Here is a 15,987-nt window from a genome sequence, read left to right on the forward strand (position 1 = left end):
AACAGTTCGCTCTTGGAATGTCAACAACGCTGACTTAAAGTGCAGAAAACGAACGCAGAGGGTTTCATGGCAGAGGCGTCGGCAAGTCAGGTTCTGGGCGGTGAGTCGCTGCTCTTTCTGACGGATGAGCAGCTGCGGCAGGGGATCGAGGCGATGTTCTTCGCCTATCGCGGGTTCACCGCCGACCCGGACCGCATCCTGCAGGGGCTCAGCTACGGTCGGGCCCACCATCGCGCGATCCATTTCATCCATTGCGCGCCGGGCACGACGGTCAACAATCTGCTCAATATTCTCGGGGTCACCAAGCAATCGCTCAACCGGGTGCTGCGCACGCTGGTCGAGGACGGGCTGGTCGAAAGCCGAGTTGGCCGCGCCGACAAGCGCGAGCGCCATCTTTACCTGACCGAGGCCGGGGACGCGCTGGAAAAGCAGCTCTCGGACGCGCAGCGCGCGCGGATGCGGGCGGCGTACCGGCAGGTCGGACCCGAGGCGGTGGCGGGCTTCAAGCAGGTGCTCGAGGCGATGATGGACCCCGAGATGCAGCGCCAGTACCAGCGGCTCCGGGAGAACCGTGGATGAGCGATCCAGACGCGCATCTGCTGATCGTCGACGACGATGAACGCATCCGGAGCCTGCTGCAGAAGTTCCTGATCCGCCACGGCTTTCTTGTTAGCGCGGCGCGCGACGCGGCGCATGCGCGGCGGCTTCTCGCGGGGCTCGATTTCGATCTGATCGTGCTCGACGTGATGATGCCCGGTGAGGACGGCATCAGCCTCACCCGCGCGCTTCGCGAGACCCGCCACACGCCGATCATGCTGCTCACCGCCCGGGGCGAGACCGAGGACCGGATTGCCGGGCTCGAGGCCGGGGCGGACGACTACCTGGCCAAGCCCTTCGAGCCCAAGGAGCTGTTGCTGCGGATCAACGCGATCCTGCGCCGCATGCCCGAGAGCCCCGCCGCCGACGCGATCCAGCCCAAGCTGCTGACCCTCGGCCCGATCCGCTACGACATCGAGCGCGGCGAGATGTGGCACGGCGACGACCTGGTGCGGCTGACCGCGACCGAGAGCCAGCTGATGCGCATCTTCTCGGCCAAGCCCGGCGAGGCGCTGAGCCGCACGCGGCTGGTGGAGGAACTGGGCCGTGACAAGGGTCAGGCGCAGGAGCGCGCGGTCGACGTGCAGATCACCCGCCTGCGCCGTAAAATCGAGAGCGATCCCAAGCAACCGCGCTATCTGCAGACCGTGCGCGGCGCAGGATACATGCTCGCGCCGGATTGACCGCAGCAGGAGGGGGTCCGCTTGCCGGCGCGCCTGCCCTTGTCCCTGCAGAGGAATCACGCTCTGCTGCCCCGGACCCACAACCGGAGGAGGGCCACAATGGGCTGCGCGCTGATCACCCATGCCGACTGTCTCGACCACCTGACGCCCGACGGCCACCCCGAACAGGTGGCCCGGCTCGACCACGTGCTGCACGCCTTGCAGGGGCTTGATCTGTTGCGCCTCGCCGCGCCGCGCTGCGAGGATCGCGACATCCTGCGGGTGCACCCTCAGGCCTATCTCGACCGGCTGAGCGGGGCGCTGCCCGGCGAGGGGCTGATCCCGCTCGACGAGGACACCTGGCTCTCGCCGCGTTCGCTGGAGGCCGCGCGGCGCGCGGTCGGCGGAGCGGTGCGGGCGGTGGATGCGGTGCTGGCGGGGGAGGTGAAAACCGCCTTCTGCGCCACCCGTCCGCCGGGCCACCACGCCGAGGCCGAGACGCCCATGGGCTTCTGCCTCTTCGGCAATGCGGCGATCGCGGCGAAACACGCGCTCGACCACCACGGGCTGGAGCGCGTCGCCATCGTCGACTTTGACGTGCACCACGGCAACGGCACGCAGGCCCTTCTCTGGGATGAGCCGCGCGCTTTGGTTGTCACCTCGCAGCAATACCCGCTCTGGCCCGGTACCGGCGCGGCCGACGAGACCGGTGGGCACCACAATGTGCTCAACCTCCCCCTGCCGCCGGGCAGCGGAGGCGCGGAGATGCGCGCCGCCTACGCGGCACAGGCCTTCCCGCGGCTCGAGGCCTTCCGTCCCGAGCTCGTCATCGTTTCGGCCGGCTTCGACGCCCATGCCGACGACCCGCTGGCCGAGCTCAACTGGCATGAGGAGGACTTCGAATGGCTCACCCGCGAGCTTTGCCGGATCGCGCAGGGCACCGCGCAGGGGCGGGTGGTCTCGCTTCTCGAAGGTGGTTATGATCTGCGCGCGCTCGCGGACTCGGCCCGGGTGCACGTAGAAGAATTGATCGAGGCAGGCAGATGACTGACACCCCCGTCGCAGAGATGAGCTTTGAACAGGCAATGGCGGAGCTCGAGCAGGTGGTGACCCAGCTCGAACGCGGCGAGGTGCCGCTCGAGGAGTCGATTGCGCTCTACCAGCGCGGCAGCGAGTTGCGGAAGCACTGCGAGACCAAGCTCAAGGCGGCCGAGGAGAAGGTCGCCGCGATCACCCTCGACGCGAACGGCGAGCCCACGGGCACCAAGCCGGTCGAGGGGCTCTGACCTTCCATGTTCGCACAATCCCTGGTCGGTGCGGCGGCGGCAGTCGCCGCCCACCTCGAAAGTGTCCTGGACGAGCACGAGGCACTGCCGGTGGTCGAGGCCATGGGCTATGCCACCCGCGGCGGCAAGGCGCTGCGCGGGTATCTGGTGCTGGAATCCGCCCGGCTGCACGGGGTGCCCGAGGGCCACGCGATCTGGCCCGCCTGCGCCATCGAGGCCGTGCACGCCTATTCGCTGGTGCATGACGATCTGCCTTGCATGGACAATGACGACCTGCGCCGGGGTCTGCCCACGGTGCACCGCAAGTGGGACGAGGCGACGGCGGTCCTCGCCGGGGATGCGCTGCAGGCGCTCGGCTTCGAGCTGGTGAGCGACCCGCGTTGCCATCCCTCGGGCGCGGTGCGCGCCGATCTGGCGCTGTCGCTGGCCCGCGCCGCGGGCGCGCGCGGCATGGTCATGGGGCAGGCGCTCGACATGGCCGCCGAGGCCACCGACGTGCCGCTGGACCTGGCGCAGATCACCGCGCTGCAGGCAGGCAAGACCGGGGCTTTGATCCGCTGGTCCGCCGAGGCCGGCGCGCGGCTGGCCGAGGTCGACCCGGCGCCGCTCACCGCTTACGCGGACCGGCTCGGTCTTGCCTTCCAGATCGCCGACGACATCCTCGACGTCGAAGGCGATGCGGCGATGATGGGCAAGGCCGTGGGCAAGGATGCCGGGCGCGGCAAGGCCACCTTCGTCTCGCTGCTGGGACTCGACGCCGCCAAGCTGCGCGCGCAGCAACTGGTGGACGAGGCCTGCGACGCACTATCTCCCTATGCAGACCGGGCGGAAAACTTGCGGGCCGCAGCGCGCTTCGTTATCTCCCGCAGCAACTGACGCCAGAGGTGCACCCTATGTCCTCCCGCCCCGAGACTCCCATGCTCGACCGTGTGACCACGCCCGCCGATCTCAAGCGGCTCTCGGATGACGAGCTGATCCGGCTTGCCCACGAGTTGCGCTCCGAAACCATTTCGGCTGTGTCCGAAACGGGGGGGCACCTTGGGGCCGGGCTCGGCGTGGTGGAGCTGACGGTGGCATTGCACGCGGTCTTCGACACGCCGCGAGACAAGCTGATCTGGGACGTCTCGCACCAGTGCTACCCGCACAAGATCCTCACCGGCCGCCGCGACCGCATCCGCACGCTGCGCATGAAGGATGGGCTGTCGGGCTTCGCGAAACGCTCCGAAAGCCCCTATGACCCCTTCGGCGCCGGCCACAGCTCGACCTCGATCAGCGCCGCGCTCGGATTTGCCATGGCGCGCGAGCTCGGCGGTTCCTGCGAGACCGGGCTTGGCGATGCCATCGCGGTGATCGGCGACGGCTCGATGTCGGCGGGCATGGCCTTCGAGGCGATGAACAACGCTGGCCATCTCGGCAAGCGGCTGATCGTCATCCTCAACGACAACGAGATGTCGATCGCGCCGCCGACCGGCGCCATGTCGTCCTACCTCAGCCGGCTCTATGCCGAGGCGCCGTTCCACGATCTCAAGGCCGCAGCCAAGGGTGCCGTGAGCCTGCTGCCGCCGCCCTTCCGCGAGGGTGCCAAGCGCGCCAAGGACTTGCTGAAGTCGATGACGGTGGGCGGCACGCTTTTCGAGGAGCTGGGCTTTTCCTACCTCGGCCCGATCGACGGGCACGACCTCGACCAGCTGCTGCCGGTGCTGCGCGCGGTCAAGGCGCGGGCCACCGGACCGATCCTGATCCACGTGCTGACCAAGAAGGGCAAGGGCTATGCCCCGGCCGAGGGCTCGGCCGACCGCGGCCATGCCCGCGCCAAGTTCGACGTGGTCACCGGCGAGCAGAAGAAGGCGCCCTCCAACGCGCCCTCCTACACCAAGGTCTTCGCCAGAGCCCTCACGCAGCTCGCCGCCGCGGACCCGCGGATCTGCGCGGTGACCGCCGCCATGCCCGACGGCACCGGGCTCGACCTGATGGCCGAGCGCTTCCCGGACCGCGTTTTCGACGTGGGCATCGCCGAGCAGCACGGGGTGACCTTCTCCGCGGGCCTCGCGGCGGGCGGGATGAAACCCTTCTGCGCCATGTATTCGACCTTCCTGCAGCGTGGCTATGATCAGGTGGTGCACGACGTGGCGATCCAGCGCCTGCCGGTGCGCTTCGCCATCGACCGCGCCGGGCTGGTGGGCGCCGACGGCGCCACCCACGCGGGCGCCTATGACATCGCCTTCATGGCAAACTTGCCGGGCATGGTGGTCATGGCCGCCGCCGACGAGGCCGAACTGGTCAATATGGTCGCCACCGCCGCCGCGCATGACGAGGGGCCCATCGCGTTCCGCTACCCGCGCGGCGAGGGCGTGGGCGTCGAGATGCCCGAGACCCCGCAGATCCTTCCCATTGGCAAGGGCCGGATGATCCGGAGCGGAAGCAGGGTGGCGATCCTCAGCTTTGGCACGCGGCTGCAGGAGGTGCTCAAGGCCTGCGAGAAACTCGAGGCGCGGGGCATCTCCCCGACCGTGGCCGACGCCCGCTTCGCCAAGCCGCTCGACCGCGAACTGATCCTGCAATTGGCGCAGGACCACGAGGCGCTGTTCACCATTGAGGAGGGGGCGGTCGGCGGTTTCGGCAGCCACGTTGCGCAGCTGCTGTCGGAGGAGGGCGTCTTCGACCACGGACTGAAATTTCGCTCGATGGTGCTGCCTGACACCTTCATCGACCACTCCAGCCCCGCCGACATGTATGCGACGGCCGGTCTCAATGCCGAACAGATCGAGGAAAAGGTCCTCACCACACTCGGCGTGGACGTCCTCAACAAGCGCGCCTGACCGCAGCCCGGGCGGGCACCTCCGCCTTTCTTCGACGGAGAAGATACTTGGGGGTGTGCCCGCAGGGCGAGGGCGCGCCCCCACTCTGGCTTCCCCTTGCCGGCGCGCACACGCTTGCGTGTCGCCGGGCCCAAAACCCTTGCCCCGATCAGGGCGACCGGTTAGGACGCGCCCCACACCGGTCGCAGCCTACCCGGTCATCAAAACAAGGGTTCACAAATGAAGACTATCGTCATCTGCTCCGGCGGGCTGGATTCCGTCTCGCTCGCCCATATGGTTGCCGCAAACGGCGATCTCACGCGCCTCGTCTCCTTCGACTACGGCCAGCGACACGCCAAGGAACTGGACTTCGCCAAGGCCGCCGCCGCGCGGCTCGGTGTACCGTTCCAGCGCATCGACATGCGCGGCATCGGCGCCGCGCTCACCGGTTCGGCGCTGACCTCGGACATCGACGTGCCCGACGGGCATTACGCCGAGGAGACCATGCGCATCACCGTGGTCCCCAACCGCAACGCCATCATGCTCGCCATCGCCTTCGGCGTCGCCGCGGCCAATGGTGACGAGGCGGTTGCCACCGCCGTGCATGGCGGGGATCACTTCATCTACCCCGACTGCCGCCCCGGCTTCACCCGCGCTTTCGAGGCGATGCAGCGCGCGGCGCTCGACGGCTACGCGGATGTGCAACTCTACACGCCCTTCGTCGAGCGCAGCAAGGCGGACATCGTCACCGAGGGGGCAAGGTGCGGCACCCCCTTCGCCGAGACTTGGTCCTGCTACAAGGGTGGCGAGGTGCATTGCGGCTGCTGCGGCACCTGCGTCGAGCGGCGCGAGGCGTTCCACCTTGCGGGGATCGAGGATCCGACCGTCTACGCCGACCCCGACTTCTGGGTCCGGGCCGTCGCCAGCCGGGAGGAGGCGTGATGTTCCGGATCAGCAAGGAGTTCCACTTCTCTGCCTCGCACCAGCTGACGCATCTGCCGAGCGATCACCAATGCGCCCGGATGCACGGCCACAACTACATCGTCGTCGTCGAGTTGGCGGCGCGCGCGCTCAATGCGGACGGCTTCGTGCGCGACTATCACGAGCTGGCGCCGCTCAAGGCCTATATCGACGAGTACTTCGATCACCGGCATCTCAACGACGTGCTGAACGTGGCCTCGACCGCCGAGAACCTCGCGCTGCATTTCTACGAATGGTGCGCCGCGCGCTGGCCCGAAACCGCCTCGGTCAAGGTCAGCGAGACGCCGAAGACCTGGGCCGAGTACCGGCCCGCGCCGCAGGCCGCCTGACATGGTGCTGCGCATTGCCGAGATTTTCGGCCCGACAATCCAGGGTGAGGGCGCGCTGATCGGCGAGCCCACCGTCTTTGTCCGCGCAGGCGGCTGCGACTACCGCTGCAGCTGGTGCGACAGCCTGCACGCCGTGGACAGCGCCTTTCGTCACAGCTGGACCCCGATGAGCGACGATGAGGTCTGGGCCGAAGTCACGCGCCTGTCGGGCGGGCGACCGATCACCGTCTCGCTGAGCGGCGGCAACCCGGCGATCCAGGACTTCGGCCCGGTGATCGAGATCGGCCGGGCAGAGGGCTACCGCTTCGCCTGCGAGACGCAGGGCTCGGTGGCGCGCCCGTGGTTCGCGCGCCTCGACACGCTGGTGCTCAGCCCCAAGCCACCCTCGAGCGGCGAGACGGTGGACTGGGACATCTTTGCCGCCTGCGTCGCTTCGGGGCAGGGCGCGCGGCAAGTGGTGATGAAGATCGTGATCTTCGACGCTGCTGACTACGCCTGGGCGAAGGATGCCCACGCCCGCCATCCCGAGCTGCCGCTCTACCTGCAGCCCGGCAACCCCGAGGTCGATCCGCAAGTGCCGGTCGATCCGCAGGGCCTTGCCGAAAGGCTTCTGTGGCTCACCGAGACGGCCACCGCCGACGGATGGTTCGCCCCCCGCATTTTGCCGCAGCTGCATGTGCTCCTCTGGGGCAACAAGCGCGGCGTTTGAAATCCCATTTCCGGAGTTCCCGAAATGACCGACAGCATCTACAGCAACCTCAAGCAACTCGGTGGTGCCACGGTACTGCCCACCTCGCCCGAGGAGGCAGAGCTCGAGCGCGTCCCGAACCCGCAGGCCGACGTCGCCTACAACGTGCGCTTCACCGCACCCGAATTCACCTCGCTCTGCCCGATGACCGGCCAGCCCGATTTCGCGCATCTGGTGATTGACTACGTGCCGGGGGCCTGGCTGGTCGAAAGCAAGGCGCTGAAGCTCTACCTTGGCGCCTTCCGCAACCACGGCGCCTTCCACGAGGATTGCACCATCTCGATCGCCCGGCGGCTGGTGGACTTCCTCGAGCCGCAATGGCTGCGCATCGGCGGCTACTGGTATCCGCGTGGCGGCATCCCGATCGACGTCTTCTACCAGACCGGGCCGATGCCCAAGGGGGTGTGGATCCCGGACCAGGGCGTGCCGCCCTATCGCGGGCGCGGCTGAGAGGACCGGGCCTCAGCGCTCCTCAGCGAGCAGCGCTGCGAGACCCGCCCGGTAGTCCGGGTAGAGCAGCGTGACACCCAGCTCATGCTTGATGCGGTCGTTCCTTACCCGCTTGTTCTCGGCGTAGAAGCTGCGCGCCATGGGGCTCATCTCTGCAGCGTCGAAGGCGACCTCGCGCGGCGGCGGCAGGCCGAGCAGGGCGGCGGCGTGCTGCAGCACCGCCTCGGGCGGGGCGGGGTCGTCGTCGCAGAGGTTGTAGATGGCGCCGGGGCGGGGCTGGCGGATCGAGGCCTCGAGCGCCTGCGCGATGTCCTCGACGTGGATGCGACTGAACACCTGTCCGGGCTTGACGATGCGCCGTGCCGTGCCTTGGCGGACCTTTTCGAAGGGGCCGCGGCCGGGGCCATAGATGCCTGCAAGCCGGAAGATGTGCAGGGGCAACCCGTCGATGGCCTGCCAGGCCGCCTCGGCCTCGACGCGGGCCTTGCCGCGCGCCGTGGTGGGGGCGAGGGGCGTGTCCTCGTCCACCCAGTCGCCGCCGTGATCGCCGTAGACGCCAGTGGTCGAGAGGTAGCCGAGCCAGTCGAGCGTCGGGGCACGTTGGGCGATGGCGGCACCGATCTCGTCCAGCGCGGGATCGCCGCCATCGCGCGGGCCGGCGGACACGAGCACATGGCTGGCCTGCGCCAGCGCCGCCTCGAGCGCGTCGCGCTGCCAGAGCACGGGCTCGACGCCCTGCGCCTTGAGGTCGGATGCCTTGGAGGGGTCGCGGTGGGTGCCGAGCACGCGCCAGCCTTGAGGGATCAGGCGGCGGGTGAGGGCGGCGGCGGAATAGCCGTGCCCGAGAGTGAGAAGCGTGCGTGTCATGCGCGGCAACCTGCGGCGAGGCGGGGCGCTTGGCAAGCCCCGTGCGGGCAGGCGCCCTTCCGCTCATGCGGCATCGCGCGGGATAGGCCAAAGCGCGCAATGGAGGTATCAGGGCGTATCTGAGGCTACGTGGAATTCGGAATGTCCCGAAAGACCGAAATGACCCGGCGCGCCTGGCTGTCGCTTGTGCTCGTGCCGCTGGTGGCGCCGCTCTCTGCCTGCGCCGTGCAGCAGGAAGAGACGCCCGAGGTGACGCGCTTCGACCCGCCGCTCTATCCCAACGAGACCCCCGAGTTGCGCGCATCGATCAACAAGTGGTCCGACTATTACGAGGTGCCCCGGCGCTTGGTCCACCGTCTCGCGATCCGCGAGAGCACCCATACCCCCGAGGCGCGCAATGGTCCCTATTACGGCCTGCTGCAGATCCTCCCCGCCACAGCGCGCACCATGGGCTTCCAGGGAAAGCCGCGCGAGCTGCTCGATGCGGACACCAACCTCGAATACGGCGTGAAATACCTGCGCGGCGCCTGGTTGCTGTCGGATGGCAATCCCGACGCGGCCATCGGGCTCTATGCCAAGGGCTATTACTACGAGGCCAAGCGGCGCGGCATGCTTGTCGCGACCGGCCTGCGCCGGGGCTGAGCCTCAGCGTTCCAGAAGGGCGAGCAGTTGCGCCTCGGACCGGCGCAGCCCCGGGCGGTCGGGCGCGCGATCCAGCGCCTTCGGCAGGCCGGTCTCGGCAAGGGCGATCACCTCCGGATGGATGTAGGAGTTGCGCGCCACGGTCGGCGTATTGGCCAGCCGCTCTGCCGCCGCCTCGGCCATCGCCTTGATGCTGATCCGCTCCGCGCTCCGCGCCGCCTCCAGCGCCGCGACGCTGCCGTTCCAGGTACGGAAGGTCTTGGCGGTGAGCGCCGGGTTGCCGGTCCGCTCGGCCAGCCAGCGGTTGATCTCGTCGGAGCGCAATCCGTGCGGCTGGCCATCCTCGTCGAGCCAGGCGATCAGCTCCTTGCCGGGCAGGTCGCCGAGCGCGGTGAGGGCGCGCTGCAGAGTGCGGTCCTTCAGTTGCTTGTGGACGCGCTTGCCGCCCTTGCCGGGGAAGCGCAGGTGCAGCGTGCCGCCGTCGAGCCGCAGGTGCGTGCCGCGCAGCGTGGTCGCCCCGTAGCTGCCGTTCTCCATCGCGTAATCGGCATTGCCGACGCGCAGCCCGGCGCGATCCAGAAGTGCCAGAGTGGCGGCCAGAGCGAACTCCCTGTCGCCGGGATCGCGGGCGCGGAGCTGGCCGAGTATGCTGCGCCTGAGGCCGGGCAGGGCAGCACCGAACTCGGCGAGATGCCCATATTTTCGCTCTGACCGAAATGCTGTCCAGTCGGGGTGATAGCGGTATTGCTTGCGGTCCCGCGCGTCGCGGCCGGTGGCCTGCAGGTGGCCGTTGGCGCGCGGGCAGATCCACACCTGTTCGTAGGCCGGGGGCACCGCCAGCGCCCTGATCCGGGCGCGCTCCTCGGCGGCGTCGATCCGTGTGCCGTCGGGGGCGATATAGCTGAAGCCGCGCCCGCAGCGCCGGCGCAGGATGCCGGGCTGGCTGTCAGGGTAGTAGATGAGATCGAGGCGCGGGGTCATGCCTGCGAACGCCGCGCGCGGTACGCCGGTTCCGCAGGCTGATCGCGACGTCTTGAACCCGCCACCTCTTCCTGCCACGCTGGCTTGAAAAATAGCGGAAGGAGCCGCAGATGCAGGACATGCAGGCGAAATTGCAGATCGTTTCCCCCGAGGCCCCGGAGCCGGAGCTCTTTGACGAAGCCGAGGCGGCGGTCGAGCGGCTCTGCATGCTTTACGCCCAGGCCTCGGAGTTCCTGAAGGAGCACTTCCTGTCGTCCATGGCCGAGGGGCATCCGGGCGTCCGCTACCGCGCCTTCTATCCCGAGGTGCGGATCACCACGACCAGCTTCGCCAAGGTCGACAGCCGCCTCAGCTTCGGCCACGTCTCGGCGCCGGGCACCCATGCCACCTCGATCACCCGGCCGGACCTGTTCCGGCAGTACCTGAAGCAGCAGATCGGGCTGTTGATCGAAAACCACGGCGTGAAGGTGCAGGTGGGTCTGTCGGACACCCCGATGCCGGTTCATTTCGCGGTCGCCAATTTCCCCGAGCTGACCGTGCCGCAGGAAGGGGCGGGTCAGTTCATCCTGCGCGACGTCTTCGACGTGCCGGACCTGAGCACCACCAACGACGACATCGTCAACGGCGTGGCGCGCCCGGCGCCCGACGGCACCGAGCCGCTGGCCCCCTTCACCGCGCAGCGGGTGGATTACTCGCTGGCCCGGCTGGCGCATTACACCGCCACCGACCCCGCGCATTTCCAGAACCACGTGCTCTTCACCAACTACCAGTTCTACGTCAGCGAGTTCGAGGCCTATGCCCGCAAGCAGCTTGCCGACCCCGAGAGCGGTTACATCTCCTTCGTCTCGACCGGGAACGTCGAGATCACCGATGCCGAGACCGAGATCCCGCTCACCGCGAAGATGCCGCAGATGCCGACCTACCACCTCAAACGCAAGGACGGCTCGGGGATCACCCTGGTCAACATCGGCGTCGGCCCGTCGAACGCCAAGACCGCCACCGACCACATCGCCGTGCTGCGCCCGCACGCATGGCTGATGGTCGGCCACTGCGCCGGGCTGCGCAATTCGCAGAGCCTTGGAGATTTCGTGCTGGCCCACGCCTATCTGCGCGAGGACAAGGTGCTCGACGACGACCTGCCGGTCTGGGTGCCAATCCCGGCGCTGGCCGAGATTCAGGTGGCGCTGGAAGATGCGGTTGAGGAGGAGACGCAGCTCTCGGGCTATGATCTCAAGCGGGTGATGCGCACCGGCACCGTCGCCTCGGTGGACAACCGCAACTGGGAGTTGCGCGACCAGCGCGGCCCTGTGCAGCGGCTGAGCCAGTGCCGCGCCGTGGCGCTCGACATGGAAAGTGCGACCATCGCCGCCAACGGCTTCCGCTTCCGGGTGCCCTATGGCACCTTGCTTTGCGTCAGCGACAAACCGCTGCACGGCGAGCTGAAACTGCCCGGAATGGCGTCCGATTTCTACAAGACACAGGTGGCGCGTCACCTGATGATCGGGATAAGAGCCATGGAGCATCTCCGTTCGATGCCGCTCGAACGGATCCATAGCCGTAAATTGCGTAGCTTCGACGAAACAGCCTTCCTGTGATCTGGCGGTTTGCAGCTCGAAACGCGTAGATTTCTCTTGCAAACAGCCACTATTCGTTGTGTTTCGACTCTACATAGAGTTAAGTGACCTCAATGGGGCCCAAGTACTCGGGCAGTTCAAGGAGACCATGAAATGGCGAAGCCGATGACCAAAACCCAACTCGTGGCTGCACTGGCAGAAGAGATGGGCGCAGACAAGAAGACCGCGTCGACCGCTCTGGAAGCGATCACCGACATCATCACCAAGGAAGTTGCAGGCGGCGGCGCCGTGACACTCCCGGGCGTTGGCAAAATCTACTGCCGTGAGCGTCCCGAGCGCATGGTGCGCAACCCCGCCACCGGCGAGCAGTTCAAGAAAGAGGCCGACAAGGTGGTCAAGATGACCATCGCGAAGGCGCTGAAGGACAGCGTCAACGGCTGATCTTTCCTGCTCGACTGAGCATCAGGGCCGCGGTTTCGCGGCCCTTTTTTATTGATTTTCAGTTATTTAAAGGTCCTGAAGGCGCGCGATCTGCTGGCCTTCTGCGTCGAAGTTCGACGGATCGAGCCAAGCTTCGAAGCGCGCGCGCAGGGTCGGCCATTCGCTGTCGATGACTGAGAACCACGCTGTGTCGCGGTTGCGGCCCTTGGTCACCACAGCCTGCCGGAACGTGCCCTCGTAGCTGAAGCCGAGCCGCTCGGCCGCGCGGCGCGAGGGGCCGTTGAGCGCGTCGCATTTCCATTCGTAGCGGCGGTAGCCGAGCTCGTCGAAGGCGCGCTTCATCATCAGGTACATGGCTTCGGTCGCCGCCGGGCTGCGCTGCAACAGGGGGCTGAAGTGGATGTGCCCGACCTCGATCACGCCATTGGCCTGGTCGATCCGCAGGTAGGAGGCGATTCCCACCGGCGTGCCGTCCAGCGTGCAGATCGTTTGGAAGAGGGGGTCCGTGCTCTTTGCGCAGCTTTCGATCCAGGCCTGCGCTTCGGCCAGATCGCGCAGTGGCGCGCCGGGCAGGTAAGTCCAGTTCGCGCCGCCGTCGTCCTGGGCGAAGGCCTCATAGAGCGCCGGGGCGTGCTCCGAGCGCGTCTGCTCGAGCCTCACGAAGCGTCCCGTCATCGGCGCGTTCGGCGGGAAGGGGCGGGGAAACGATCCTTCGACGGGCAGCCCGATGGGCTGCCCGTGGTCGTTCGTGCGATGATCCGTCATCTCAGCCGAAGATCGTCCCCAGCGCGCCATCCACGGCCTCGACAATCTGGTCGATGTCGTCCTTGGTGGCGATCAGCGCCGGGGCGAAGCACAGCGTGTTGTTGTAGCCGGGGATCGAGCGGTTGGTCATGCCGATGATGACACCGCGCTTGTTCACCTCGGCGACGACGGCGGCCACGCGCTTTTCGTCCATCGGCTCGCGGGTGCTGCGGTCGGTCACCAGCTCGGCACCGAGGAACAGACCCTTGCCGCGGGCCTCGCCGATGACGGCGTGCTTGTCCTTCAGCGCCTCGAGCTGGCCGAGCATGTATTCGCCCATCGCCGTGGTGTTCTCGAGCAGGCCCTCGTCTTCGATGATGCGCATGTTCTCGAGCGCCGCGGCGGGGCCGGCGGTGCAACCGCCGAAGGTCGAGATGTCGCGGAAGTAGTTCATCGGGTCCGAGGCGTCGTCCTTGAACAGGTCGAAGACGCGCTCGTTGGTGACGCAGCAGGCGATGGCGGCGTAGCCCGAGGCGACGCCCTTGGCCATGGTCACGAAGTCCGGCTCGACGCCGTAGTGCTGATAGCCGAACCAGGTGCCGGTGCGCCCGACGCCACAGACCACCTCGTCGATGTGCAGCAGGATGTCGTACTTGCGGCAGATTTCCTGCACGCGCTGCCAGTAGCCGGCCGGCGGCACGATCACGCCGCCGCCCGCGGTCACCGGCTCGAGGCAGAGCGCTCCGACGGTGTCGGGGCCTTCGCGCAGGATCACCGCTTCGATGGCATCTGCCGCGCGCTGGCCATAGGCCTCACCCGACAGATCGCCCCACCCCTGATCCCCGGCGCGGTATTCGAGGCAATGCGGCACCGCCACGAAGCCCGGCGCGAAGGGGCCGTATTGCGCGTTGCGCTCTTCCTGCCCGCCGGCCGAAAGCGCGGCGATAGTGGTGCCGTGGTAATCGCGCTCGCGGTAGAGGATCTTGTGCTTCTTGCCGCCGTAGCGCTTGTGCGCGATCTGGCGGACCATCTTGAAGGCCTTCTCATTCGCCTCGGAGCCCGAGTTGCAGTAGTAGACGCGGCTCATGCCCGGCATCTTGTCGATCAGCTTCTCGGCAAACAGCGCGCCGGGGATCGAGCCCGCGGCGCCGGCATAGTAGTTCAGCTTCATCAGCTGCTCGGAGATCGCATCGACGATGGTCTTGCGGCCGTAGCCGACGTTCACCGTCCAGACCGCGCCCGACACCGCGTCGAGCTGCTCGCGCCCGGTCTGGTCCCAGACGCGCATGCCCTTGCCCTCGACGATGATCTTGGGGTCGCTGGTCTCGAACTGCTTGTGCTGCACAAGGTGGTGCCAGACGTGGGCCTTGTCGGCTTCGACGACGTGGCTGAGGTCGTTCTGGGTGAGGGTGCCGTCCATGGAAGCTCTCCTGAATTCCGGGCGCCGCAGCGGGCGCGAAAGCGTGACTCCGCGATGCGGGATGTTAGCACATGTGCCAGAAGAGGCGGGAAGTCGTAGCGCCAGATTTGCGGTTGATATAGGGCCAGATTTCCGGATCCCGCGCGCCGCACGGAAAACGGGCCAAGGATAACGGGATTTTCTCGCGGCGCAGTGCCCGCGAATTGTGCAGCTTACCCCACTGCCCCCCGTGTACCTGCTGCATCCGCAGGCATCGCCCATTGCTGGAACGTGTCTTTTCCGCTCCGATCGACGGCGAGCCGGGCGCCTGACGTGACGGCCAAGCAAAAGCTCCGCAGACCATGACGGGGCAGCAGAACGGGAGAGACAAGATGACGATCAAGAAACGCCTGATGGGCGCGGCGGCTGCCGTGGCGCTGCTGGCCGGTGCCGCAAGCGCCGAAAGCATCACCGTGGGCTATTTCCTCGAATGGCCGATGCCCTTCGAATATGCCAAGGCCGAAGGCATGTATGAAGAGGCCATGGGCGTCGATATCAACTGGGTGAGCTTCGACACCGGCACCGCCATGTCGGCAGCGATGGCCTCTGGCGATGTGCAGCTCTCGGTCAGCCAGGGCGTGCCGCCCTTCGTGGTCGCCGCCTCGGCGGGGCAGGACCTGCAGGCACTCGACGTGGCGGTGAGCTACGCCGACAACGACAACTGCGTGGTCCGCTCGGAGTTGGAAATCGACAAGGACAGCGCCGGAGAGCTCGAAGGCAAGAAGGTCGCCGTGCCGCTCGGCACCGCCGCCCACTACGGCTTCCTGAAACAGATGGACCACTTCGGAGTGCCGCTCGAGAGCCTCGAGATCGTCGACATGGCGCCGCCGGATGGCGCGGCCGCCATCGCGCAGGGCGCGGTCGACATGGCCTGCGGCTGGGGCGGCTCGCTGCGGCGCATGAAAGAGCATGGCAATGTGCTGCTCACCGGCGCCGAGAAGGAAGAGCTGGGCATCCTCGTCTTCGACGTGACCTCCGGCCCCGCGGGCTGGGTGGCAGAGAATTCGGATCTTGTCGCCGCCTTCCTGAAGGTAACGGCCGAGGCGAATGCCATGTGGGCGGATGAGGCCAATCAGTCCAAGATGCTGCCGGTCATCGCCAAGGACGCGGGCATGGACGAGGCCGCCACCGCCGAGACCATGGCCACCTTCGTTTTCCCGACAGCAGAAGACCAGCTTTCGGCCAAATGGCTGGGCGGCGGCGCGGCGGACTTCATGAAGGGCGTCGCCGACGTCTTCGTCGAGGCGGGCTCGATCGACGCGGCGCTCGACAGCTACGCCGACCACGTGAACACCGGGCCGCTCGCGTCGGCAGGCTCGATGTAAGGTCATCGGGCCATCCGTCCCGGCGGCGGCGGTTGCCGCCGGGGACCTTGGCATCAGAATGACACGTTGGGGGAGGCCCCCCGAACCGCGGTGTCAGGCCGCG

The 15,987-nt window shown here is 67.5% G+C and carries 18 protein-coding genes; 14 read left to right on the top strand and 4 right to left on the bottom strand.

Going from position 1 to position 15,987, the window contains the following annotated elements; translation table 11 throughout:
- The first annotated feature begins 66 nt into the window (after positions 1-66).
- From G0D83_RS07310 to queF, 10 genes are all read left to right on the top strand, one after another.
- Positions 67-579 (top strand): MarR family winged helix-turn-helix transcriptional regulator, encoded by a 513-nt coding sequence (locus tag G0D83_RS07310; RefSeq protein ID WP_108966886.1) that lies wholly within the window; start codon positions 67-69, stop codon positions 577-579.
- Entirely contained in the window at positions 576-1,280 is a 705-nt protein-coding gene (locus G0D83_RS07315) for a response regulator (protein ID WP_108966884.1), read from the top strand. The genes G0D83_RS07310 and G0D83_RS07315 overlap by 4 nt, the downstream gene beginning before the upstream one ends.
- Before the next feature lie 99 nt (positions 1,281-1,379).
- Positions 1,380-2,306, top strand: a complete 927-nt coding sequence (locus tag G0D83_RS07320) for a histone deacetylase family protein (RefSeq protein ID WP_164191289.1) — start codon at positions 1,380-1,382, stop codon at positions 2,304-2,306.
- Entirely contained in the window at positions 2,303-2,545 is a 243-nt protein-coding gene (locus G0D83_RS07325; protein WP_108966880.1) for an exodeoxyribonuclease VII small subunit, read from the top strand. The genes G0D83_RS07320 and G0D83_RS07325 overlap by 4 nt, the downstream gene beginning before the upstream one ends.
- Positions 2,546-2,551: 6 nt before the next feature.
- Complete coding sequence (locus G0D83_RS07330; RefSeq protein ID WP_164191293.1) at positions 2,552-3,421, top strand: polyprenyl synthetase family protein; 870 nt, start codon at positions 2,552-2,554, stop codon at positions 3,419-3,421.
- A gap of 17 nt (positions 3,422-3,438) precedes the next feature.
- The gene (gene dxs, locus G0D83_RS07335) at positions 3,439-5,364 is read left to right on the top strand and encodes a 1-deoxy-D-xylulose-5-phosphate synthase (protein WP_164191296.1); all 1,926 of its coding nucleotides are present in this window, start codon (positions 3,439-3,441) and stop codon (positions 5,362-5,364) included.
- Positions 5,365-5,583: 219 nt separating this feature from the next.
- Positions 5,584-6,285 carry a 7-cyano-7-deazaguanine synthase QueC gene (queC, locus tag G0D83_RS07340; RefSeq protein WP_164191317.1) on the top strand — a complete coding sequence of 234 codons (702 nt, stop codon included), beginning with the start codon at positions 5,584-5,586 and terminating at the stop codon, positions 6,283-6,285.
- On the top strand, positions 6,285-6,653 hold the full coding sequence (gene queD / locus G0D83_RS07345) for a 6-carboxytetrahydropterin synthase QueD (RefSeq protein ID WP_164191326.1): 369 nt from the start codon (positions 6,285-6,287) through the stop codon (positions 6,651-6,653). Before queC ends, queD begins: the two co-directional genes overlap by 1 nt.
- A gap of 1 nt (position 6,654) precedes the next feature.
- Entirely contained in the window at positions 6,655-7,362 is a 708-nt protein-coding gene (gene queE, locus G0D83_RS07350) for a 7-carboxy-7-deazaguanine synthase QueE (RefSeq protein ID WP_164191329.1), read from the top strand.
- Between the two features lie 24 nt (positions 7,363-7,386).
- Positions 7,387-7,851, top strand: a complete 465-nt coding sequence (gene queF / locus G0D83_RS07355) for a preQ(1) synthase (RefSeq protein WP_164191332.1) — start codon at positions 7,387-7,389, stop codon at positions 7,849-7,851.
- A gap of 12 nt (positions 7,852-7,863) precedes the next feature.
- On the opposite strand, the gene G0D83_RS07360 is transcribed toward queF, so the two are convergent.
- Positions 7,864-8,718 (bottom strand): SDR family oxidoreductase, encoded by an 855-nt coding sequence (locus G0D83_RS07360; protein WP_164191335.1) that lies wholly within the window; start codon positions 8,716-8,718, stop codon positions 7,864-7,866.
- A 141-nt stretch (positions 8,719-8,859) separates the two neighbouring features.
- Between G0D83_RS07360 and G0D83_RS07365 the strand changes: the two genes are divergently transcribed.
- On the top strand, positions 8,860-9,360 hold the full coding sequence (locus G0D83_RS07365; protein WP_235940019.1) for a lytic transglycosylase domain-containing protein: 501 nt from the start codon (positions 8,860-8,862) through the stop codon (positions 9,358-9,360).
- Between the two features lie 3 nt (positions 9,361-9,363).
- Here G0D83_RS07365 and G0D83_RS07370 read toward each other — a convergent pair whose 3' ends face one another.
- Positions 9,364-10,341, bottom strand: a complete 978-nt coding sequence (locus tag G0D83_RS07370; RefSeq protein ID WP_164191338.1) for a DNA topoisomerase IB — start codon at positions 10,339-10,341, stop codon at positions 9,364-9,366.
- Positions 10,342-10,451: 110 nt separating this feature from the next.
- On the opposite strand from G0D83_RS07370, the gene G0D83_RS07375 reads away from it, so the two are divergent.
- Together G0D83_RS07375 and G0D83_RS07380 are read left to right on the top strand one after the other, a co-directional pair.
- Positions 10,452-11,936 carry an AMP nucleosidase gene (locus G0D83_RS07375; protein WP_108966859.1) on the top strand — a complete coding sequence of 495 codons (1,485 nt, stop codon included), beginning with the start codon at positions 10,452-10,454 and terminating at the stop codon, positions 11,934-11,936.
- Between the two features lie 132 nt (positions 11,937-12,068).
- Positions 12,069-12,356 carry an HU family DNA-binding protein gene (locus G0D83_RS07380; RefSeq protein WP_095881830.1) on the top strand — a complete coding sequence of 96 codons (288 nt, stop codon included), beginning with the start codon at positions 12,069-12,071 and terminating at the stop codon, positions 12,354-12,356.
- 66 nt (positions 12,357-12,422) lie between these two features.
- Here G0D83_RS07380 and G0D83_RS07385 read toward each other — a convergent pair whose 3' ends face one another.
- Both G0D83_RS07385 and G0D83_RS07390 read right to left on the bottom strand, forming a co-directional pair.
- A complete protein-coding gene (locus G0D83_RS07385) occupies positions 12,423-13,121 on the bottom strand; it encodes a GNAT family N-acetyltransferase (RefSeq protein WP_164191341.1) in 699 nt (232 codons plus the stop codon).
- A 1-nt stretch (position 13,122) separates the two neighbouring features.
- The gene (locus G0D83_RS07390; protein WP_164191346.1) at positions 13,123-14,520 is read right to left on the bottom strand and encodes an aspartate aminotransferase family protein; all 1,398 of its coding nucleotides are present in this window, start codon (positions 14,518-14,520) and stop codon (positions 13,123-13,125) included.
- A gap of 371 nt (positions 14,521-14,891) precedes the next feature.
- Here G0D83_RS07390 and G0D83_RS07395 point away from each other — a divergent pair, with 371 nt between their 5' ends.
- Positions 14,892-15,884, top strand: a complete 993-nt coding sequence (locus G0D83_RS07395) for an ABC transporter substrate-binding protein (RefSeq protein WP_164191349.1) — start codon at positions 14,892-14,894, stop codon at positions 15,882-15,884.
- Positions 15,885-15,987: the final 103 nt, after the last annotated feature.

The sequence above is a fragment of the Salipiger sp. PrR003 genome, from assembly GCF_010500785.1.
GTDB lineage: Bacteria > Pseudomonadota > Alphaproteobacteria > Rhodobacterales > Rhodobacteraceae > Salipiger > Salipiger pacificus_A.

Excerpts from the sequence above, each read along its gene's own strand:
- G0D83_RS07375 (WP_108966859.1), top strand. The coding sequence starts at position 10,452 with ATGCAGGACATGCAGGCGAAATTGCAGATCGTTTCCCCCGAGGCCCCG.
- queF (WP_164191332.1), top strand. The coding sequence starts at position 7,387 with ATGACCGACAGCATCTACAGCAACCTCAAGCAACTCGGTGGTGCCACG.
- G0D83_RS07380 (WP_095881830.1), top strand. The coding sequence starts at position 12,069 with ATGGCGAAGCCGATGACCAAAACCCAACTCGTGGCTGCACTGGCAGAA.
- G0D83_RS07395 (WP_164191349.1), top strand. The coding sequence starts at position 14,892 with ATGACGATCAAGAAACGCCTGATGGGCGCGGCGGCTGCCGTGGCGCTG.
- queE (WP_164191329.1), top strand. The coding sequence starts at position 6,655 with ATGGTGCTGCGCATTGCCGAGATTTTCGGCCCGACAATCCAGGGTGAG.
- G0D83_RS07320 (WP_164191289.1), top strand. The coding sequence starts at position 1,380 with ATGGGCTGCGCGCTGATCACCCATGCCGACTGTCTCGACCACCTGACG.
- queC (WP_164191317.1), top strand. The coding sequence starts at position 5,584 with ATGAAGACTATCGTCATCTGCTCCGGCGGGCTGGATTCCGTCTCGCTC.
- G0D83_RS07385 (WP_164191341.1), bottom strand. The coding sequence starts at position 13,121 with ATGACGGATCATCGCACGAACGACCACGGGCAGCCCATCGGGCTGCCC.
- G0D83_RS07390 (WP_164191346.1), bottom strand. The coding sequence starts at position 14,520 with ATGGACGGCACCCTCACCCAGAACGACCTCAGCCACGTCGTCGAAGCC.
- G0D83_RS07310 (WP_108966886.1), top strand. The coding sequence starts at position 67 with ATGGCAGAGGCGTCGGCAAGTCAGGTTCTGGGCGGTGAGTCGCTGCTC.
- G0D83_RS07360 (WP_164191335.1), bottom strand. The coding sequence starts at position 8,718 with ATGACACGCACGCTTCTCACTCTCGGGCACGGCTATTCCGCCGCCGCC.
- dxs (WP_164191296.1), top strand. The coding sequence starts at position 3,439 with ATGTCCTCCCGCCCCGAGACTCCCATGCTCGACCGTGTGACCACGCCC.
- G0D83_RS07325 (WP_108966880.1), top strand. The coding sequence starts at position 2,303 with ATGACTGACACCCCCGTCGCAGAGATGAGCTTTGAACAGGCAATGGCG.
- G0D83_RS07315 (WP_108966884.1), top strand. The coding sequence starts at position 576 with ATGAGCGATCCAGACGCGCATCTGCTGATCGTCGACGACGATGAACGC.
- G0D83_RS07370 (WP_164191338.1), bottom strand. The coding sequence starts at position 10,341 with ATGACCCCGCGCCTCGATCTCATCTACTACCCTGACAGCCAGCCCGGC.
- G0D83_RS07330 (WP_164191293.1), top strand. The coding sequence starts at position 2,552 with ATGTTCGCACAATCCCTGGTCGGTGCGGCGGCGGCAGTCGCCGCCCAC.
- queD (WP_164191326.1), top strand. The coding sequence starts at position 6,285 with ATGTTCCGGATCAGCAAGGAGTTCCACTTCTCTGCCTCGCACCAGCTG.
- G0D83_RS07365 (WP_235940019.1), top strand. The coding sequence starts at position 8,860 with ATGTCCCGAAAGACCGAAATGACCCGGCGCGCCTGGCTGTCGCTTGTG.